The 19,260-nt window shown below is 44.6% G+C and carries 13 protein-coding genes and 1 pseudogene; 7 read left to right on the forward strand and 7 right to left on the reverse strand.

Annotated features, from left to right (window positions below; all coding sequences use genetic code 11):
- Position 1: 1 nt before the first annotated feature.
- Positions 2 to 499, forward strand: coding sequence for a DUF2505 family protein (locus FTU69_RS00895; protein ID WP_016659309.1), 498 nt, complete (start codon positions 2 to 4; stop codon positions 497 to 499).
- A gap of 60 nt (positions 500 to 559) precedes the next feature.
- Here the strand turns inward: FTU69_RS00895 and FTU69_RS00900 are convergent, their stop codons facing one another.
- Complete coding sequence (locus FTU69_RS00900; protein WP_104471176.1) at positions 560 to 1,846, reverse strand: MFS transporter; 1,287 nt, start codon at positions 1,844 to 1,846, stop codon at positions 560 to 562.
- A 139-nt stretch (positions 1,847 to 1,985) separates the two neighbouring features.
- Positions 1,986 to 3,119, reverse strand: coding sequence for a GGDEF domain-containing protein (locus tag FTU69_RS00905; RefSeq protein WP_180103349.1), 1,134 nt, complete (start codon positions 3,117 to 3,119; stop codon positions 1,986 to 1,988).
- 223 nt (positions 3,120 to 3,342) lie between these two features.
- Between FTU69_RS00905 and FTU69_RS00910 the strand changes: the two genes are divergently transcribed.
- A complete protein-coding gene (locus FTU69_RS00910) occupies positions 3,343 to 4,617 on the forward strand; it encodes a glutaminase (RefSeq protein ID WP_168383166.1) in 1,275 nt (424 codons plus the stop codon).
- Between the two features lie 94 nt (positions 4,618 to 4,711).
- Here the strand turns inward: FTU69_RS00910 and dhaK are convergent, their stop codons facing one another.
- Positions 4,712 to 6,442 carry a dihydroxyacetone kinase subunit DhaK gene (gene dhaK, locus FTU69_RS00915; RefSeq protein WP_180103350.1) on the reverse strand — a complete coding sequence of 577 codons (1,731 nt, stop codon included), beginning with the start codon at positions 6,440 to 6,442 and terminating at the stop codon, positions 4,712 to 4,714.
- 163 nt (positions 6,443 to 6,605) lie between these two features.
- Between dhaK and FTU69_RS00920 the strand changes: the two genes are divergently transcribed.
- Both FTU69_RS00920 and FTU69_RS00925 read left to right on the forward strand, forming a co-directional pair.
- Complete coding sequence (locus tag FTU69_RS00920) at positions 6,606 to 6,980, forward strand: hypothetical protein (RefSeq protein WP_104513539.1); 375 nt, start codon at positions 6,606 to 6,608, stop codon at positions 6,978 to 6,980.
- A gap of 11 nt (positions 6,981 to 6,991) precedes the next feature.
- Positions 6,992 to 7,279 (forward strand): annotated as a pseudogene (locus FTU69_RS00925) (endonuclease domain-containing protein); the annotation flags it as partial.
- Positions 7,280 to 7,349: 70 nt separating this feature from the next.
- On the opposite strand, the gene metH reads toward FTU69_RS00925, so the two are convergent.
- Positions 7,350 to 11,036, reverse strand: coding sequence for a methionine synthase (gene metH, locus FTU69_RS00930; protein ID WP_180103352.1), 3,687 nt, complete (start codon positions 11,034 to 11,036; stop codon positions 7,350 to 7,352).
- Between the two features lie 481 nt (positions 11,037 to 11,517).
- Here metH and FTU69_RS00935 point away from each other — a divergent pair, with 481 nt between their 5' ends.
- The gene (locus tag FTU69_RS00935) at positions 11,518 to 13,137 is read left to right on the forward strand and encodes an inorganic phosphate transporter (protein ID WP_005179429.1); all 1,620 of its coding nucleotides are present in this window, start codon (positions 11,518 to 11,520) and stop codon (positions 13,135 to 13,137) included.
- Positions 13,138 to 13,459: 322 nt separating this feature from the next.
- Here the strand turns inward: FTU69_RS00935 and FTU69_RS00940 are convergent, their stop codons facing one another.
- From FTU69_RS00940 to FTU69_RS00950, 3 genes are all read right to left on the reverse strand, one after another.
- Complete coding sequence (locus FTU69_RS00940) at positions 13,460 to 14,998, reverse strand: hypothetical protein (protein WP_180103353.1); 1,539 nt, start codon at positions 14,996 to 14,998, stop codon at positions 13,460 to 13,462.
- Positions 14,999 to 15,172: 174 nt separating this feature from the next.
- Positions 15,173 to 15,331 carry a hypothetical protein gene (locus FTU69_RS00945; RefSeq protein WP_005179424.1) on the reverse strand — a complete coding sequence of 53 codons (159 nt, stop codon included), beginning with the start codon at positions 15,329 to 15,331 and terminating at the stop codon, positions 15,173 to 15,175.
- Between the two features lie 122 nt (positions 15,332 to 15,453).
- A complete protein-coding gene (locus FTU69_RS00950) occupies positions 15,454 to 16,071 on the reverse strand; it encodes a rhomboid family intramembrane serine protease (protein ID WP_005179422.1) in 618 nt (205 codons plus the stop codon).
- Between the two features lie 159 nt (positions 16,072 to 16,230).
- Between FTU69_RS00950 and nfuA the strand changes: the two genes are divergently transcribed.
- Positions 16,231 to 16,869 carry a Fe-S biogenesis protein NfuA gene (gene nfuA, locus FTU69_RS00955; protein ID WP_005179419.1) on the forward strand — a complete coding sequence of 213 codons (639 nt, stop codon included), beginning with the start codon at positions 16,231 to 16,233 and terminating at the stop codon, positions 16,867 to 16,869.
- 178 nt (positions 16,870 to 17,047) lie between these two features.
- On the forward strand, positions 17,048 to 19,234 hold the full coding sequence (locus FTU69_RS00960) for a TonB-dependent receptor domain-containing protein (protein ID WP_163170301.1): 2,187 nt from the start codon (positions 17,048 to 17,050) through the stop codon (positions 19,232 to 19,234).
- The last annotated feature ends 26 nt before the right edge of the window (positions 19,235 to 19,260 follow it).

The following is a 19,260-nucleotide window of genomic DNA, read 5'->3' on the forward strand; positions in this document are numbered from 1 at the left end:
TATGGCGCATCAATTTACTGTCAATGCCACCATTCAGGGTGTTTCATTGAGCGAATTCAAACAGCTGGCTGCAAATACTGCATTACATGAAAATGTATGCAAACGCATTCCGGGGGAAAATCTGGAGATTCTGGAATCGCAGATCCAAGGTGATATTTACACCTTGCGCCGTGCCTATAACCTGGATGTGAATATTCCAGACATCGCCAAAAAACTGCTAAAAGATGCTTTTCGTTTAAAGCGCACCGATGTCACCAATCTGAGTGCATTGACCTCGACCATTGATTTAGGTGCGAACTTACCCTTAGAGGCCCGCTGCGCACGTTCGGTGACGGGTAATGATCAGCAGGTTCAGATCCAGCTGAACTGGACAGTAAAAGTAAAAGTGCCATTAATTGGCGGGATGCTGGAAAAACATGCAGAAGGTGAAATTCGCCGCTTTAGCGAAGTAGAGATTAATATTGTTGAAGATGAACTCAAGAAGAATTTAAAAAGCTAAAATCTGAACATCTTTGGATAAAAGCCCGGATGAAGCCGGGCTTTTTTGTTTTGAGGTGGATTAAACCGAAGGGCGGGCACGCTCAAAGCGTTGCTGATAAAACCAGGCGGTCATAAACGCCACCAGACACACCACCCAGATATAATATAGCGCGCCAATATTGCTATACAGGCTTAGCCACTGCACCAGCGGTAAGGTAATGCCACCGGCAATGGCATAGGCCACGTTATAAGAAAATGAAATACCGGAAAAACGGATTTGTGCCGGGAACATTTTCACCATGCTATATGACACCATGCCAACTGTCCCTGATGCCAGACCCAAGAGCATATACAGCATAAAGATTGTTGATGCTTCAACATGACCCAGGCTGTTATAGAACAGCGAGGCAATTGCAGCGACCAGCAGGGAACCGAATAAAATAACGCGGCCAGCGCCAAAACGGTCGGCCAGCAGCCCGGCCACAATACAGCCAATCATCTGCATAACAATGGCGGCACTCTGCATTTTAAAGGCATCGGCGCGGTCAAAACCAAATGCACCGACCAGCAGGTTTGGCATGGCCAAAATCAGCACCACCACACAGGCGGTCAGGAACCAGGTAAAGAACATGCCCATTACCACACCGCTACGATGCTGTGCCAGCACCTGTTTCACCGGTAATTCCTTGGCCAGTTCCTTACGCGCCTGCATGGCTTTAAATACCGGTGTTTCATGTAAATAACTGCGTAAATACAGCGCCACCAGACCAAAAATCCCACCAACAATAAACGGAATACGCCATGCCCAGTCCTGAATTTCGGCCGCAGTAAATTGCAGCGAAATAAATAGTGACATTAATGCACCGAGTAAAATCCCCAAGGATAAGCCGGCGGTCAGCAGGCCATTGGCAAAACCAATTCTTTTTTCCGGCACATGCTCGGAAACAAAGGTCCAAGCCGCAGGAATTTCACCACCAATGGCAATACCTTGTACCACGCGCATTAGCAGTAACAATAATGGCGCGGCATAACCAATGCTTTCAAAGGTCGGCATGATGCCAATAAACAGCGTTGGTAAGGCCATCAATAAAATCGACAGGCTAAACAGGCGTTTACGGCCAATCAGGTCGCCAAAATGCGCCATCACCACACCGCCGAGCGGACGGAAGAAATAACCGGCTGCAAAAATGCCGTAGGTATTCAGCATGGCCCAAAATGGACTTAAGGTACTTGGGAAAAACAGATCGGAAATAATTTTGGCGTAAAAGACATAAATGACAAAGTCATAAAATTCGAGTGCACCGCCGAGTGAGGACAGGCCAAGTGTGCGTTTGTCTTCGCGGCTTAAACGGGGAGTAGCATCCATGCGTATCTTCTGACAGGATTAAAAACAGGAACCGTAATTTTAAAGAAGAGCTATAGCTATGAATAATCAAACTTTATTTGGGAAAAATAAACTAATAGTTATAAACGTCTGCGTGTGTCGATGATTGTTATTGTTGCCACTACAGCTGGTTGCGGCCCAGATTTTTGGCCTGATACAGCAGTAAATCGGCCTGCTGCGCAGCCTGAGAAAACTCATCAAAGTGCTGTAAAAAGCTGATGCCGAAACTGCCGGTCATTGAAATGACCTGACCACTCTGAATCAGTGGTGTGGTTTCGATGCTGCTGCGAATCCGTTCTGCCTCCTGAATTGCGATATCCGGCGGGGTATCTTGCAGTAAAATCAGAAATTCTTCACCACCCATCCGGCAGATTTCATCGTATTTGCGTACCGCTTTGCTGATAATTTCGGTGACATGCTGTAGCGCGACATCGCCAACCTTATGGCCATATTGATCATTAATCTGCTTAAAAAAGTCCAGATCACACAGAATAATCGCATTCTGCCTGGAACGGCTGTGCTGTTTTAAGCGTTTCAGACGTTCCACCAGCGCCCGGCGATTCAGCAAGCCGGTTAATGGATCAAGATTCCGTTCTTTTTGCAGCTGCTGGAAAATATCCTGATAGGCACTATGAAACAGCAGCCCGGCCATCAGCAGGCTCAGGCAGAGAATAATCAGCTGGGTGCCGGCAGCGACCAAGTTGTTACTTAAAATCTGGTTGGTCGGCTGTAATACCACAAACAGATACAGGGTGCGCAGCGCAATCACCGCACTTAACAGCAACAGTGACAGGCGTAACAGGCGATCCAGTTTCTGCTTGAGCTTGACCTGATATAAAGCCTTTAAATTATGCGAAAAAATCAGGGTAATGGTGATGGTCAGCACCAGCATCCGCTGTGCATATTGCTCATCAAACACCGAAAAATACACATAAATTGACTCGGCAATGGCAATTAGCACCAGCAGAAATGCCCAGCGCGTGGTGACATTCAGCCGTAAATGAATGGCATGGGTGAACATCGCACAGCTGATAAACAGCAGCGTGGACGGAATAAAGCTAAAGGTCGGTAACACTTGGGCAGAGACCACAGTAATGATCAGTACGGCCAGACCCGTACATAGGGTCGATGCGGCATACCACAGAAAATAGGTGGGAATCGGTTGGAACAGCCGCAGCAGCAGAATGACGCTGCCAAAGGCCATCATAAACAGCGGGATTAGCGCACTGTAGAGGGAGAAATTTTCGGCTAACATGAACAAATTGCAGGTAAGTCAAAAAATCGCGCCATCATAGCAGCTTCTCCCAGACAGTGATCTAAAAAAGTGCACAATCTTGAACGCATAATTGAATCAAGAAGATTTAGAAAAGCGATGCGTGTAGTGATGCTGTAACTGCCGGGCCAAAACGTGCCGGCTTGCGGTATAAAATAAAGTTGCCATCTACAACAATGATAATGCCCAAAGAAGGACCCACCCTATGCAAACGCCTGTTCCAGATTATTTAAAGCATGTTTTGTCACAATGTCAGCGCAATGTGGGCGGGCAGCTGGCCGATTATATTCCGGAACTGGCACAGGCTGATCCTAACAAGCTGGCGCTGGCCCTGTCCACCGCAGATGGCATGATCTATTCCAGCGGTGATGATGGTCATGAATTTACCATCCAGTCCATGTCCAAACCCTTTGCCTATGCACTGGTGCTGGAGCAGTTGGGCATTGAAGAAGTTTTGCAAAAAGTAGGCGTTGAACCCTCCGGAGAAGCCTTTAACCAGATTTCCCTAGATAAAGAACTGAATATTCCGAAAAACCCGATGATCAACTCGGGGGCGATTACCACCCATTCATTAATTCAAACTACGGCTGGCATTTCACGGGCCGAGCAGCTGCGCCGTTTTTTAAGTGAACTGGCCGGACGGGAATTAAGTTTTGATGAGCAGGTCTATACCTCCGAAATGAAGACTGCATTCCGGAATCTGTCGATTGGCTATATGCTGCGTACTGTCGGTGCACTGGACACTGACCCGGTCGAAATTGTAAATGGATATATCCAGCAGTGCGCAATTAAGGTCACGGTTAAGGATTTGGCGCACATCGCCCGTGTCTTGGCCAATGGTGGCCTGCATCCGAAAACGGGTGAGTGTTTGCTGGATCGGGCAGTGGTGCGGCAGGTGTTAAGCGTGATGCTCAGTTGTGGTATGTATGATGCTGCCGGAGACTGGCTCACCACGGTGGGGATTCCGGCCAAAAGTGGCGTGTCTGGCGGGATTATTGGCGTACTGCCGGGGCAGGTCGGTATTGCGGTATTTTCACCGCGTGTAGATGAACATGGCAACAGTGTCCGCGGGATTGATATTTTCGAGCGCTTATCTGCCGATATGGGCCTGCATCTGATGGAAGGGACGCCTTCCGCACAAACCATTATTCAAAGCTGTTATTGGGCTGGAAAAAATAAAGATGTTCGCGTCTATGAACTGCGTGGGGTGTTGCAGTTTACCGAATCAGAAATGTTGCTGCGTAACTTACAGGAAGAGCCGCCGGGCGATACGACGATTGTACTCGATCTGACCAACCTCACCTTAATTCATGATGTGGGTGCACGGATGCTGTTTGAAGGGGTAGAGCGTTTGCAGCAAGATGGACATCGTGTGGTGGTGGTTGATTCGGAAGGAATTCTGAGTGAAGCCCAGATGAAGGGCAATAAAAGGGTTGTGGTCAAAGAAAAGTTAACCAAGTATCTGGAAAAATTTCAATAGACGTTCTTTCTGCCAGCTTATTTCAGAACAGGACATACCGGTAAATAAAAAAGCCCCGATGATGCGAGGCTTTTTTTTTCAAATCTTGAAAATCTTATTTAATATGCTCAGCAATATCGCTAAAGATTACGCCTAAACCATAAGCACCTGCATCAGGATAGCCTAAGCTACGGTCACCGACAGTGCCCGCGCGTCCCATACGTGCTACGATATCTTTGGTTGATTCAGCACCTTGAACAGCAGCCTGAGCACCTAAAATAAAGTTTTCTTTAAAGCTTTTATCGGTGTTGGCAGACCATGAGTCTGCACATGGCACAAGTGCATCAATCAGTGTTTTATCACCTACCACAGCACCACGACCAAATGAGCGTTCACCTGTTACCTGAATGCCTTTTACTGCTGCTTGAAGCATATCGGCAAAATCTGTCACGCTTAATGTGTTTTTGCCTTGAATGGCTTTACTCGCAGCACGGAATGCAGAACCCCAGATTGGACCTGATGCCCCACCACAATGCTCCATGATGATCATCGAACTGTTCAGTAAGAATTCATCCATGTACTGTGCCTGGATCAGGCTTTGCCATTCTTTTTTAAGTTGTTTAAAACCTTTTGCCACGCTCATACCAAAATCGCCATCACCTGCATGTGCATCTAATTCACAAAACGGCACTTCATTTTTAATGATACATGCTGCCATCACATCGACCACATAACGCATATTTTCAATGGTGAACTGTTCATTTTGAATTTCAGCATGTTCTGCAGCTGTTTCGACTGCGGTGTTGGCACTATATTCTGCTGTTGCATCTTTGGTTGCAAACTCAAATGGCAAGGCTGGTGAACCATCCAGTTTTAAGGCAGGGGTGTTGGCTTCAGCATCTAAGTAGTCTTTCAGTTCATCATCTACCGCAAGTAGTGAAACAGAAGCACCGTTCATGTCGATACTGGTCATGTAGTTGCCAACAAATGTACGGTAAATTTTGATGCCTTTACGCGCAAGGTGTTCGCAAACATCATGGTTAAACACATATAGTTCTTGCATCGGGGTTGAGCCAAAGCCGTTGATTAATACTGCGACTTCTCTCATCTCTGGGCGATCTAAAAACAGATCATCGATAATACGTTGTGCCAGTTCTTTGGATGGCAGGATTTTTTCACGGCGGATACCCGGTTCGCCGTGGATGCCGACGCCGTATTCCATTTCATCATCGGCAAGGGTGAAGGTCGGCGTTCCTTTAGCAGGAACGGTACATGAGCTATAGGCAAAACCAAGGCTAATCACATTGTCCGCTGCCTTTTGTGCGACAGCTTTGACTTCACTAAGTTCTAAACCTTTTGATGCGGCAGCACCTGCAATTTTATGCACAAAGATCGTACCCGCTACGCCACGACGACCGACTGTATATAGGCTGTCTTTGACGGCAATATCATCGGCGACTTTAACATAGTCGACTTTGATGCCATCTTCAGTGGCTAGGGCTGCACCATTCTGGAAATTCATCATATCGCCAGAATAGTTTTTGATGATCATCAGCACGCCTTTGTCGGTTGCGACGTATTGTAAGGCTTTATAGACCTGAATTTGCGATGGAGATGCAAACACGTCTCCACATACGGCAGCGTCTAGCATGCCTTTACCGACAAAGCCTGCATGTGCAGGTTCGTGACCACTACCGCCGCCACTAATTAAAGCAACATTGTTATGTTTTTCTTTTCTTGAAATAATTTTGTGTGACTCGGAAAATGCGAGTTCTGGGTGTGCCAGGGCAAAGCCTTTACACATTTCAACCACGATGTTTTCAGCACTGTTCATGAGTTTTTTCATTGAAACACCAGTATATATTGATTTGGGAGAATATTAATTTCGTATTATAAGATGTAATGGTATTTGAAGTACGCAAATGGAAGATATTTGAACTATGAATTTTTTTTCATTACAGCCTACACTCAAATTTTATAGATACAAATAATGATTTAGAGAAAAATTTATGCATTCTGAGGATCATTTTAATAAAGAACTATTTGATGTTTTAGCTCAGCAATATATCGATTTGAATTTAACGATTGAGATAGCTCGAAACAAAGAAATTATTATTAGGGAATTTAATGGGAAAAGATTTCATGTTGATTTCAACTTAGTGATCGAAATAGGTCAAAACAATGAGATCATTATTCTGGTATTCAGTGGTGAAAAGTTTCTTTTGAGGGTGAAATATGTTTATGGATCTTTTGATTTTGGTACGGAGGTTCATGAGTATCATTTTCATAAACAATATTTAAGACAATGGAGGTATGCCTCAAGCCGACAAACTATTTATGAGCATTTAGACCGATTTGGCAATTTATATGAAAAAATTTTTTGAAGTTTTAATTGCTTAGTAATAAGCAAATATTGGGTTTGCAATTTTATCGGCAGAAACCTTTATTAAATTACATTGTGGATTTTTACTGTCCTGCTGCCAATTTGGTGATTGAGTGTGATGGCAGTCAGCACTTCACAATTGAGGGCTTAGAAGCAGATCGGATTCGGGATGAAGCGTTGGCTCAGCTTGGGCTAAAAGTGCCGAGGTTTGATAATGGGCAGGTGATGGGGAAGATTAGTGATGTGGTGGAAGTGATTTATCAGTATTGCTTTAGTCATTTGGCGGATGAATCTCCCTAAATCCCCCTTTGTTAAAGGGGGATTTAGGGGGATTTTTAGTTCCCCCTTTAATAAAGGGGGCTAGGGGGATTTAAGAAATCGAATCATCCAAATTCGGCGCTAACCAACGTTTCGCCTCATCTAACGTCCAACCTTTACGCTGCGCATAATCTTCCAGCTGGTCGCCTGCGATTTTACCCACGTTAAAGTACTGGCTTTCAGGGTTGGTATAGTAGAAACCACTGACTGATGATGGCGGCCACATCGCAAAACTGCTGGTCAGTTGCGTACCAATCTTGTCAGTTGAACCTAACCAGTCAAATAGTGGTGCTTTTTCAGAATGTTCAGGACAAGCAGGGTAGCCCGGCGCCGGACGAATCCCGACATATTTCTCTTTAATCAGCTCTTCATTCGACAGTTGTTCATTGGCCTGATAGCCCCAGAACTCTTTACGGATACGTTCATGTAAATGCTCGGCAAAAGCTTCAGCAAAACGGTCACCCAAGGCTTGAACCATAATTGCGTTATAGTCATCGCCTTTGGCTTTGTATTCTTGCGAAAGTTCTTCCGCACCAAAGATTGAAACCGTAAAGCCACCCAAGTAATCCTGAGCCACATCTTTTGGTGCAATAAAGTCAGCCAAAGAGTAGTTCGCTTTACCGGTTACTTTGTCAGACTGCTGACGAAGGTGCTCGAAGCTGTGTGTTACATTGCCATTTTCATCAGTCACCGCAACGGTATCCGCTGCGACACGGTTTGCAGGATAAATGCTAAACGTCGCACGAGCATCGAAACGTTTATTCTCAATAATATCTTTGAGCATTGCTTGTGCTTGTTCATACAAGTCACGCGCGGCTTCACCCACCACTTCATCTTCCAGGATTCTCGGGAATTTACCCGCTAGGCTCCATGAAATAAAGAACGGTGTCCAGTCAAAGTATTCCACCAAGGTTTCTAAAGGATAGTTAGTGAATGTTCTAGAACCAATGAAGTTTGGTTTTACTGGTGCATTCTTGTCGAAGTCGATTTTGAAACCATTTTCAACTGATTCAGCATAAGACAGTTTTGCTGCTTTTGGCTGCTTGTTGGCAAGACGGGTACGGATTTTTTCATAATCTGCTGCATAGTCCGCCATCAATTGTGGTTTCATTTCAACAGAAAGTAATTGTGTGGTCACACCTACAGCACGAGATGCATCGGCAGTATAGAACACACCATCATTTTGATATTGCGGAGCAATCTTCACCGCAGTATGTGCTTTCGATGTGGTCGCACCACCAATCATCAGTGGAATGTTAAAGCCTTTACGTTGCATTTCTTTGGCAACAAAGACCATTTCATCTAAGCTAGGTGTGATCAAACCAGATAGACCGATGATGTCGACTTTCTCGTCAATCGCTGTTTGTAAAATCTTCTCACATGGCACCATTACGCCAAGGTCAACAATGTCATAACCGTTACAGCCAAGTACCACACCTACGATATTTTTACCGATGTCATGGACATCGCCTTTTACTGTTGCAAGCAAGATTTTACCTTTGGCTTCGCCTTGGGTTTTTTCTGCTTCAATGAATGGGTTTAACCAGGCCACGGCTTGTTTCATCACACGTGCAGATTTCACCACTTGTGGTAAGAACATTTTGCCGGCACCGAACAGGTCACCCACCACGTTCATACCTGCCATGAGTGGACCTTCGATCACATCAAGTGGACGAGCTGATTTTAAACGTGCTTCTTCAGTATCTTGGTCAATGTACGTGGTGATGCCTTTCACCAATGCATATTCAAGACGTTTTTCAACACTTTCATTACGCCATTCAAGGTTTTCTTCGGCTTTTTGTGCGCCTGCGTGACCACGGTATTTTTCAGCAATGGTCAGTAATTTTTCAGTCGCTTCTTGACCGCTTTCACCTTGATTACGGTTCAATACCACATCTTCAACGGCCTCTTTCAGTTCTTTGTCGATGTCATCATAAATCGCCAGCTGGCCGGCGTTCACGATCCCCATGGTCAAGCCTTTCTGGATCGCGTGATACAGAAACACTGCATGGATCGCTTCACGTACAGGCTCGTTACCACGGAATGAGAATGATACGTTGGAGATACCGCCTGAAATCATCGCATTTGGCAGGTTTTGTTTGATCCAACCAGTCGCTTCAATGAAATCGACGCCATAGTTGTTGTGTTCTTCAATACCGGTTGCCACTGCAAACACGTTCGGGTCAAAGATGATGTCTTCAGATGGGAAGCCGACTTCATTTACCAGCACGTCGTAAGAACGTTTACAGATTTCTTTTTTACGCTCTGCAGTATCCGCCTGACCATTTTCATCGAATGCCATGACGATCACCGCCGCACCGTACTGACGGCACAGGCGGGCACGTTCTACAAACTCGTCATAACCTTCTTTTAAGGAGATCGAGTTCACCACGGCTTTACCTTGTACGCATTTCAAACCTGCTTCAATGATCTCCCATTTAGAAGAATCGAGCATGATGGGCACACGTGAAATATCAGGTTCAGATGCCACCAGATTCAGGAAGTGCACCATTGCAGCTTGTGAATCGAGCATGCCTTCATCCATGTTGATATCGATGATCTGCGCACCGGCTTCCACCTGTTGACGAGCGACGTCTAAAGCTTCAGTGAAGTTTTCTTCTTTAATTAGACGCAGGAACTTTTTAGAACCGGTGACGTTGGTACGTTCACCGACGTTCACGAACAACGAATCTTTGGTGATGTTAAATGGTTCTAAACCACTTAAACGGCACGCAGGCTCAATTTCAGGAATCTGGCGAGGAGCAATACCTTCAACCGCCTGTGCAATCGCACGGATATGATCCGGCGTCGTACCACAGCAACCACCCGTAATATTGATCAAGCCACTTTCTGCAAATTCTTTAATAAATGCTGCAGTTTCTTCAGGCGTTTCATCATAACCACCAAACGCATTTGGCAAGCCTGCGTTAGGATGCGCAGAAACGAAAGTGTCGGCAACGTCAGATATGGTTTTTACGTGTGGACGCATGGCATCTGCACCCAGCGCACAGTTAAAGCCGATTGAAATCGGTTCTGCATGACGCATTGAGTTCCAGAACGCTTCAGCGGTTTGACCGGTCAATGTACGGCCTGAAGCATCGGTAATCGTACCTGAGATCATGATTGGCAATTCATAACCAATTTCTTTAAAGACTTCTTTCACCGCAAAGATCGCAGCTTTGGCATTCAAGGTATCAAATACCGTTTCGATCAGGATGATGTCCGCACCACCTTCGATCAGTGCTTTGGTCGACTCGATATAGTCGACTTTTAAAGCATCAAAAGTAATGTTACGGAATGCAGGATCATTTACGTTTGGTGAAATAGAGGTGGTACGTGAAGTCGGACCAATTACACCTGCCACAAAACGTGGTTTTCCAGGGGTTGAGTATTTCGCGCAGGCCTCTTTGGCAATACGCGCTGCTTCACGGTTAATTTCCGGAACCAGATCTTCCATGTGATAATCCGACATCGAAACACGGGTACCGTTAAAGGTATTGGTTTCAATAATGTCAGCGCCCGCTTCAAGATACGCTTCGTGGATACCTTGAATAATGTGTGGTTGTGTTAAAACCAGAAGGTCATTGTTGCCTTTCAGGTCATAGGCCCAGTCAGCAAAACGCTCACCACGATAATCGGCTTCTTCCAATTTATGGCGTTGGATCATGGTACCCATAGCACCATCAATAATTAAAATTCTTTTGGCAAGAAGTTCTTTCAGGGTAGCAAGCGTGGACATAAAAAACCCTTGTTTTGATGAATCAGAAATGCGCAATATTTTAGCAGAGTTCGACTGCTTTTTTCCGCAATTGATGGGATGGAACGGAACTTTGTGGCATCTTTGCTGAAAAAGTATACGTTTTCATGGGCTTATTTTGAAAATATACACATCGTTATAAATAAATCATTGTAAGGATTCATAAAATTGTCATATAGCTATGGCAGCATGAGAAGGTCTAAAAATGGGTCGGGTTTTGCTGTGCTTGTAATATTTCAGTGTCATCAAAGATGACAGCAATGACAGAAAACCGAATGAAGATGAGATGGTGGTTTATAAGTTTTTGATTTATTTTAAATAGTTTGATTTTTTGTCTATAAAATTATCAGGAAATTGTGGCAAATAAAGTAGAAAAATTACTTTATTTGACCTGCTTTTGTCATATAATTGTCACAATTTAACTGAACAATAAGGGGATTTTGTATCCTCTTTTCCTGCTTGCATGAATTCTAATCAAACTCCCGTAGATTCAGCACACCAGTCGGCTCCGAAAAAGTCGACCAATGTTCATGTGCCAACACCGAAATTCTTTATGCCGGTGTTTCTAACGCTTATTATTTCAACGCTTATTTATATTGGCTTTCAATTATCGGCAGATTTATCGCATGTTCCGGCGCTTAGCCTGTATTCGGTGATTCTGCTGGCCACCGCTTTATTTATTGCGCTGGGCTTTGAATTTGTTAACGGTTTCCATGACACCGCCAACGCGGTGGCTACGGTCATTTATACCAATGCCTTGTCTGCACCGGTTGCGGTGATGTGGGCCGGTTTCTGTAACTTCCTTGGGGTGATGGTCGCCAGTGGTGCCGTGGCCTACGGTATTATTGCCTTGCTACCGGTCGAGCTGATCATGAATGTTGGCTCAGGCGCAGGTTTTGCCATGGTTTTTGCCATGCTGATTGCGGCCATTCTCTGGAATTTAGGCACCTGGTTCCTCGGTATTCCGGCTTCAAGTTCGCATACCTTAATTGGTTCCATTCTGGGTGTGGGAATTATGAACTACATCCTCAATGCGGGCGCTGGTGCATCCGGCGTGGATATGGAACAGGTGATGAAAGTCGGTAAGGCTTTACTGTTCTCGCCATTAATTGGTTTTGCCTTTGCTGCCGTACTGTTCCTGCTGGTGAAAAAGATTTTCAAACGTCAGCTGGAACTGTTCCAGCCGCCTGAAGGCAACAAACCGCCACCACCATTAATCCGTGCCATCCTGATCTTTACCTGTACTGGGGTGAGCTTTGCCCACGGTTCTAATGACGGTCAGAAAGGCATGGGCTTAATCATGCTGATCCTGATTGGGATTGTGCCATTGGCTTATTCCTTGAATAAGGAACTGGACAACCAGCATATTCAGTCTTTCCAGCAATTGTCGACGCAAACCGCGTCTGCAATTTATGCCAACCATACCGATATTCCGGATGCGCAGGCCCGAGAAGTAATCACCAAGTACATCCAGACCAAGGAAATCACCCCAGAAGTGGTACCGGCTTTGGCCAGTTTGACTGATCATTTAGGTGAGCGTGTGGGTCAATACGGCGATTTGAAAAATATTCCGGAAGCAGAAGTGGCAGCATTGCGTAATGATATGTACCTCAGCACCACGTCATTCAAGCGTCTGGATAAAGCGGAAGCTTTACCTGCCATGAGCAAGGAACAGGAAAAAGTGGTCGATGATTACCGTGACCATCTCGATTCCTTCCTGCAATATATTCCAACCTGGGTTAAAGTTGCGGTGGCACTGGCACTGGGCTTAGGAACCATGGTCGGCTGGAAGCGTATTGTGGTCACCGTGGGTGAACGGATTGGTAAACAGCACATGACTTATGGTCAGGGTATGTCAGCCGAGCTGGTGGCGATGTCGACCATTGCTGCAGCAGATGGCTTTGGTATGCCGGTATCGACCACGCATGTCTTGAACAGTGCGGTGGCCGGGACCATGGTGGCGAATAAATCTGGCCTGAATTTCCAGATGGTTAAAACCATTCTATCGGCGTGGATTTTCACCTTGCCTGCAACCATCTGTTTATCGGGTGGCCTGTTCTGGTTATTCCTGAAAGTATTCTAAGCCGGTTCATCCGCAATAAAAAACGCTGCCTGGGCAGCGTTTTTTTATATCTGTAGATGAAACAGATGATCCAAATGCTAAGTCGTGACGTCCTTTATTTTTTAGATAGACAGCAAATCTACAATGCATTCTCTCAAGGGGTGAGGGCTGGGGTAAGAAAATAGCCTAAGCAATATCAAAGCTTCTCTTTCTTTAATGAACCTATCCACTCTTTTATCTTTCAGGTAGACAGCAGGTCTCTAAAAAAATCTCCCTCTCCGTTTTGGATACGTAGCACCGCTACACAAGAGAGAGGGAACGATCGAAGAGAGATTAAAATCTCTTATTTCTTTAACTTGGCCAGTAAGCCTTTAGGCAGCTTCTCGGTAGCAAAACCATATAAGGCTGCAAAAGGCAGGGCAGTACGGGCCAAATATGCGACACGCCATAAACCGCCATGGTTGGCCCCTTCCATCATCAACTCTAAAGGATGGTTCAGGGTTACTTCCGGATTGGCCCCCGACTGTGGATTACGCAGGTCATGAATCCAGAGCGCGGCCATAATCGCATTGGTGGTTTCTGGCGCAAAAGCTTCTACATTAAACAGGCTGGCACCATTAAATGCCGCTTTTAATAACGGATTTTTAGTCACCGAATAGGTCGTGGTTGATGGTGCAATATTAATGCTGACGCATTGTCCCTGATGACGGGCGAGGGTGGCGCGCCATTGCTGAATACGTTTGGCCAGCGCATAGTTCGGTCCTTGTTCCACCACCAGACAGTCGGCAATCCCGTAATCCTGTCCATTGTCTGAATGCACCAGATCATGCAGGTTTTTCTGGAAGAAATGTTGCGCCGTGACCGTTGAAACCCCACGGGTCAGCAGTTGCTGGGCTTTCGAGCGTTGCTGATACTTGTCTTTTGAGGCCTGAATCACATCGGCAGGCACTGCATAGACATCAGTTGGGGTGCACATAAACATCAGGCTGGTCTCGGCTTTTTGCGCGCTGACGGCCTGCATAATCGCATCCATCGCCATGGCCACACGCACGTGTTTTTCACCATCTAAATAGGCAATTGCAGCCAAATCCAGCTGCTGTTCAAACTGGGTTAGCCACTGGGCAATTTCAGGAGTTTGAGTCAGTAAATTGGCGCCAAGCTGCTCTTTTAATAGCTCAGTCGTGCTGTTTTCATCTACCGCTTCAGTCGCTGGTGCATACAGGGTGGCATTACCCTGTTGCACGGTTTCTAGAATTTTGTTCCAGACCCGGGCATTGGGTAAATCGACCGCGACAATATTGGCTTTCCATTTCGATAGCCAGGTCAGGGGGCCAGCTTCAGAAGCAGCACCAAACAGCACCATGGTACGGTCTGATAAATCGAACCATTCCGGATGAGCGACTGCTGCACGTAAAGCTTGAGCATGACTGTGTTCAATAATCCCGCCATCTTCCCAGCGCTGGATTTGCTCAAGCAGTGTCTGACCTTGCAGTTTCTGTCCCTGATACGGTACATACCATTCCGGCGCCGCCGTGCTTTGGCCCTGGATTTTAACTGTGTGCAAAGGCTGGGCATCGAGGCTCATCACATCTTTCAGCAGATGTTTTTGACCATGTCGATAAAACTCGAAACTGCCATGTGCTTTATTCAGGCCCTGTTCAGCAATTTGAATCGGGTTCTGGCAGGTCTGAATGCCGTATTCGACCAGCGCCTTAAAATATTTGGGATACTGTTTGCGCCAGTTTTTTTCAGACAGGGTTTGCTGGGACAGTTGCGGTGCAACACCGGCTAGTGCCTCGGCAATAATCGCACGTCCTGTGCGTGAAGTACTGGGTTTCTGGTTTTCGAAATGTGGAAATTGTAGGCCGTCTAATGTGGACATGCAAAAACTCGCAGCTTGAAAGCAAATTAATATACAGATGTATACATTATCTATGCCAAATTGTGAGATGGGGTGGCATTAACTACCAAAATTGTATGAATTATCCAATGAAATTGCAGTTTATGAGGACGCAGTAAAAAGCCTCCATTCTGGAGACTAAATGGAAAAATGGGCTTAGCAGCGGCCTTTTTTGGCCTGACCTGGTGGGCAGAAATCTCCCGGATGGCCATAAATACGTGAGTCAGGATCAATCACCAAACGGCCTTCTGGGGTATGGACGGCACAGGCACTTAAGCTGAGTAAACAGCCGGCAATCAGAAATAACTTTTTCATCTCTCATCTTCCATCTTCATTATTATTCGAGTTATTTTAGACACCAACCGCTGCGGCATACTATATTAATTTGTAGTCATGAATTGTCAAAATATACCGCAGGCGCTTCAAATTGCTCGAATTTAGAACGGAAGTTGGCTAAGTTTATTCAGGAAATGCGGAATTAAACGTGGCTCAATCATGATGGTGATAATCACCCCATAGGCTGCTCCCCACAAATGCGCACTATGGTTAATATTGGAATTGCCACGTTTACCCGACCAGATGCTATAGGCCACATACAGCACTGCAAAAATAATAGCCGGAACCGGAATAAAGAACACAAAAATCAGTTTCCACGGTTCAAACAGGATATAGGCAAACAGCACCGCAGACACCGCACCGGAAGCGCCTAGACTGGCCCAACGATGATCATTTTTGTGTTTTAGATAACTCGGTAAAATTGCGGCAATCAGACCGCCTAAATAAAACAGTACAAAGCCCAGATCATACAGATACTGACGGTAAAAACTTTCAATAATGCTGCCGAAGAAAAACAGGGTAATCATATTAAACAGCAAGTGGGTACCATCGGCATGGACAAAACCGTGGGTAATGAAGCGGTCATATTGACCCCGTTCCAAGGCCGGTGGCCAGAAAATCAGCCGGTTCATGACTTTTTCTTTGGAAAAAGCAATAAAGGAGATAATCGCTGTAATCACAATCAGCGTAACAGTATGATTAAACGGTAAATCTAACATAAACAGATGTTCTTCTTTTCGGGTTTCCTGATCATAATGCCATTAAAAAACAAATGAAACAGAACTTTCATAGGATAATTCCGACAATTTTAGTTGAATTTTTTTAATTCCCCCGCATCTTCAGTTAAAATGGCAACTTCAGCATGAGGAAATATTGTTATGTCGACTGAGAACCACAGCACTGCAGTTGCAGAAGAGATTCCAAACTTATTGATCACCCCAAATGCTCAAGAGTATTTAAAAGATTTATTGGCAAAGCAAAATACACCGGGGATTGGTGTGCGTGTTTTTGTTGAGAATCCTGGAACGCCGCGTGCTGAGTGTTGTATGGCTTATAGTGCGCCAGAAGAAGTCGTACCAACAGATTATAAGCAGGATTATCCGGATTTCCCGGCCTATATCGACACCCCGTCTATTCCATATTTACTGGATGCGGTTATTGATTACAACAAAGACCGTTTTGGTGGTCAGCTGACCTTCCGTGCGCCTAACTCGAAAGTGCCACGCGTGGGTCCGGATGCCTCAATCGAAGAGCGTATTACTTACGTGTTACAGTCTGAAATTAACCCGGGCCTTGCCGGTCACGGCGGTAACTGTGCCTTGGTGGAAGTGGTTGAAGATCCGGAACACGGTTTAACCGCGATCCTGAAATTCGGTGGCGGTTGTCAGGGCTGTTCAGCGATTGATGTCACGCTGAAACAGGGTGTGGAAACCACATTAAAACAGCATGTGCCTGAATTAATGCGTGTGGTAGACCAGACTGACCACAGCCAGGCCGAAGGTGCTTATTTCAAATAAGTCTTTAAGCTATTTAAGTTTAACTTTAAAAAAACCTCGAATATTCGAGGTTTTTTAACAACACTAAGGTTAATGATAATAATTATTAATAACAATTGCATTTAGATGTTTTTCCGTTACAATGCTTCACAAATTCATCACTTTTTATTCATAAATTACCTGTGGGGCACCTTCGGATATGAACAAGCCGTTTATGAAATCGACTTTAGCTTTTGCTGTACTTTCAACATTGGCTGCTTCAGTACAAGCACAAAATAAATCAGTTGAAGAGCAACAACCAGTCGCGCAGTCTGAAGCTACAAAACTGCAGACTATTGTTGTAACGGCAAGTGGTTCTGAAGTAAATGTAAAAGATGCTCCTGCTTCTATTACAGTCCTCACCGCAGAAGAAATTGCCAAGCAACCAGTAAAAAGTATTTCTGAGCTTCTGGCAAAAGTACCTGGTGTATCAGGTGGTATGGGTCTAAATGGTGAAGGTGCGAAAATTAAACTTCGTGGTTTACCTTCTGAATACTCTTTGATTCTGGTTGATGGACGCCGTATTGGTAATTCATCACGTACAGCTTATCGTACAGACTTACAACGTCAGGATTTAAACTGGATTAATCCAGAGAATATTGAGCGAATTGAAGTTGTAAAAGGCCCAATGTCGTCTTTATATGGTTCAGATGCGATGGGCGGTGTAATTAATATTATTACCAAAAAGACAGCTCAAGAATGGGGTGGCTCAGCGACTATCAATTTAGAAAAACCTGCAGATAGTACAGAAGGCGATACTCTTCAAATATCAGCAACTGCGAGTGGTGCAATCACAGATACAGTGAGTGCTCGTATTACAGCAGGCCGTACTGAACGTGAAGCTGACCAGAATGTTAAAGATCTTGAAAGTTCAACAACTGGTATGCGTAATGATACGGTTGAAGGAAGTCTTGTTTACCGCCCAACAGATAATCATCAGTTTGAGCTTTTTGGTAGTTATGGTAGTCAAACCAATACGAATCCGACCTATGCACCAAATGTTTCTGATGGGGAATTCTGGTTAGGTTCAGCTGGTGATAAAAATGAAACAGAATCTCAACGTCTTGGTCTGGCTTGGGATGGAACATATTCTTGGGGAAGTTCAAATCTAAGTGTTTATCAGAATAAATATGATCGCAGTACTACAACAGAAGTTGATGGGGTATTTAGCCCAACTGTTCAAAAAACAGAATTAACCGTTGTTGATGCTAAAGTGAATTTACCGTTTGATTTTGTTGTGCCGCATAAATTAACTGTAGGTGGTCAATTCCGTTCTGAAGAATTAACCAATGATCGTACTTTAGGTATTGATTCAAATGGTGCACCTTCGATTGATGGTAATGATTACACAGGTGATTCAACAGTAGCGGCTGATGTTTGGGCGCTATTCTTTGAAGATATTTTAAGTATTACACCTAATTTCGATGTGACAATTGGTGGTCGTCTGGATAAAGATGAACGCTATGATGCGAACTTCAGTCCACGTGTATACGGTGTATATCATTTTAATGACGCATTAACATTCAAAGGCGGCGTTTCTACGGCTTTCCGTGCTCCTGATCTTGTTCAAACTGCGCCAGGTTTCAGTACAGGTTCACGTGGTAAAGGTTGTACTTCTCAATTTGGAAAATATGATCCTGTAACTAATCCTACCGGTTTCCAAAGTAGCTATGATGCAAATACTAATCCGTTTGTAAACTGCTATAATACTGGTAATCCTAATCTGGAAGCAGAAGAATCAACAAACTATGAATTAGGCTTCCAATATGATGACGAAAAATATTCAGGTGGTTTAACTTATTTCCATACCGATTTTGATAACAAACTGGTGAACATGCCTGTTAAGCATATTCCTGCTGAACAAATTAATGACCCGCGTTATCCGAAAGGCGTATGGTATGTCGCACCTGATAATGCTGAAAAAGCTCGTATTCGTGGCCTAGAAGGCACCTTTGCAGTTAATCTGACTGATTATGCACGTTGGTCAACAAATGCAACTTATTTCTTTGAATCTAAAAATTTAGATACTGGTGCGGCATTAATCAGTACACCTGAGCTGTCAGTTCATTCAGCACTAGATTTACAAGCTTCTGATGCACTCGCTTTGCAAATGAACCTGCAGTATATTGGTAAGCAATATACAACAGAAACAACAGATGTAAATGCGTGGGCAAAAGCCTATACCTTATATGGTGTGAATGCGAACTACACTTTGAATGATAATGTCACTGTGCGTGCTGGTATATCAAATTTATTTGATGAATCCATGGAAACTACCGATAGTTCTGAAGATTATTATTCAATTCAAGGTCGTACTTATTTCGTTGGTTTAACGACACGTTTCTAATTTTATAAGTAAAAAAGCCGCTTGAA

The sequence above is a fragment of the Acinetobacter sp. YH12134 genome (assembly GCF_013418555.1).
GTDB lineage: Bacteria > Pseudomonadota > Gammaproteobacteria > Pseudomonadales > Moraxellaceae > Acinetobacter > Acinetobacter indicus.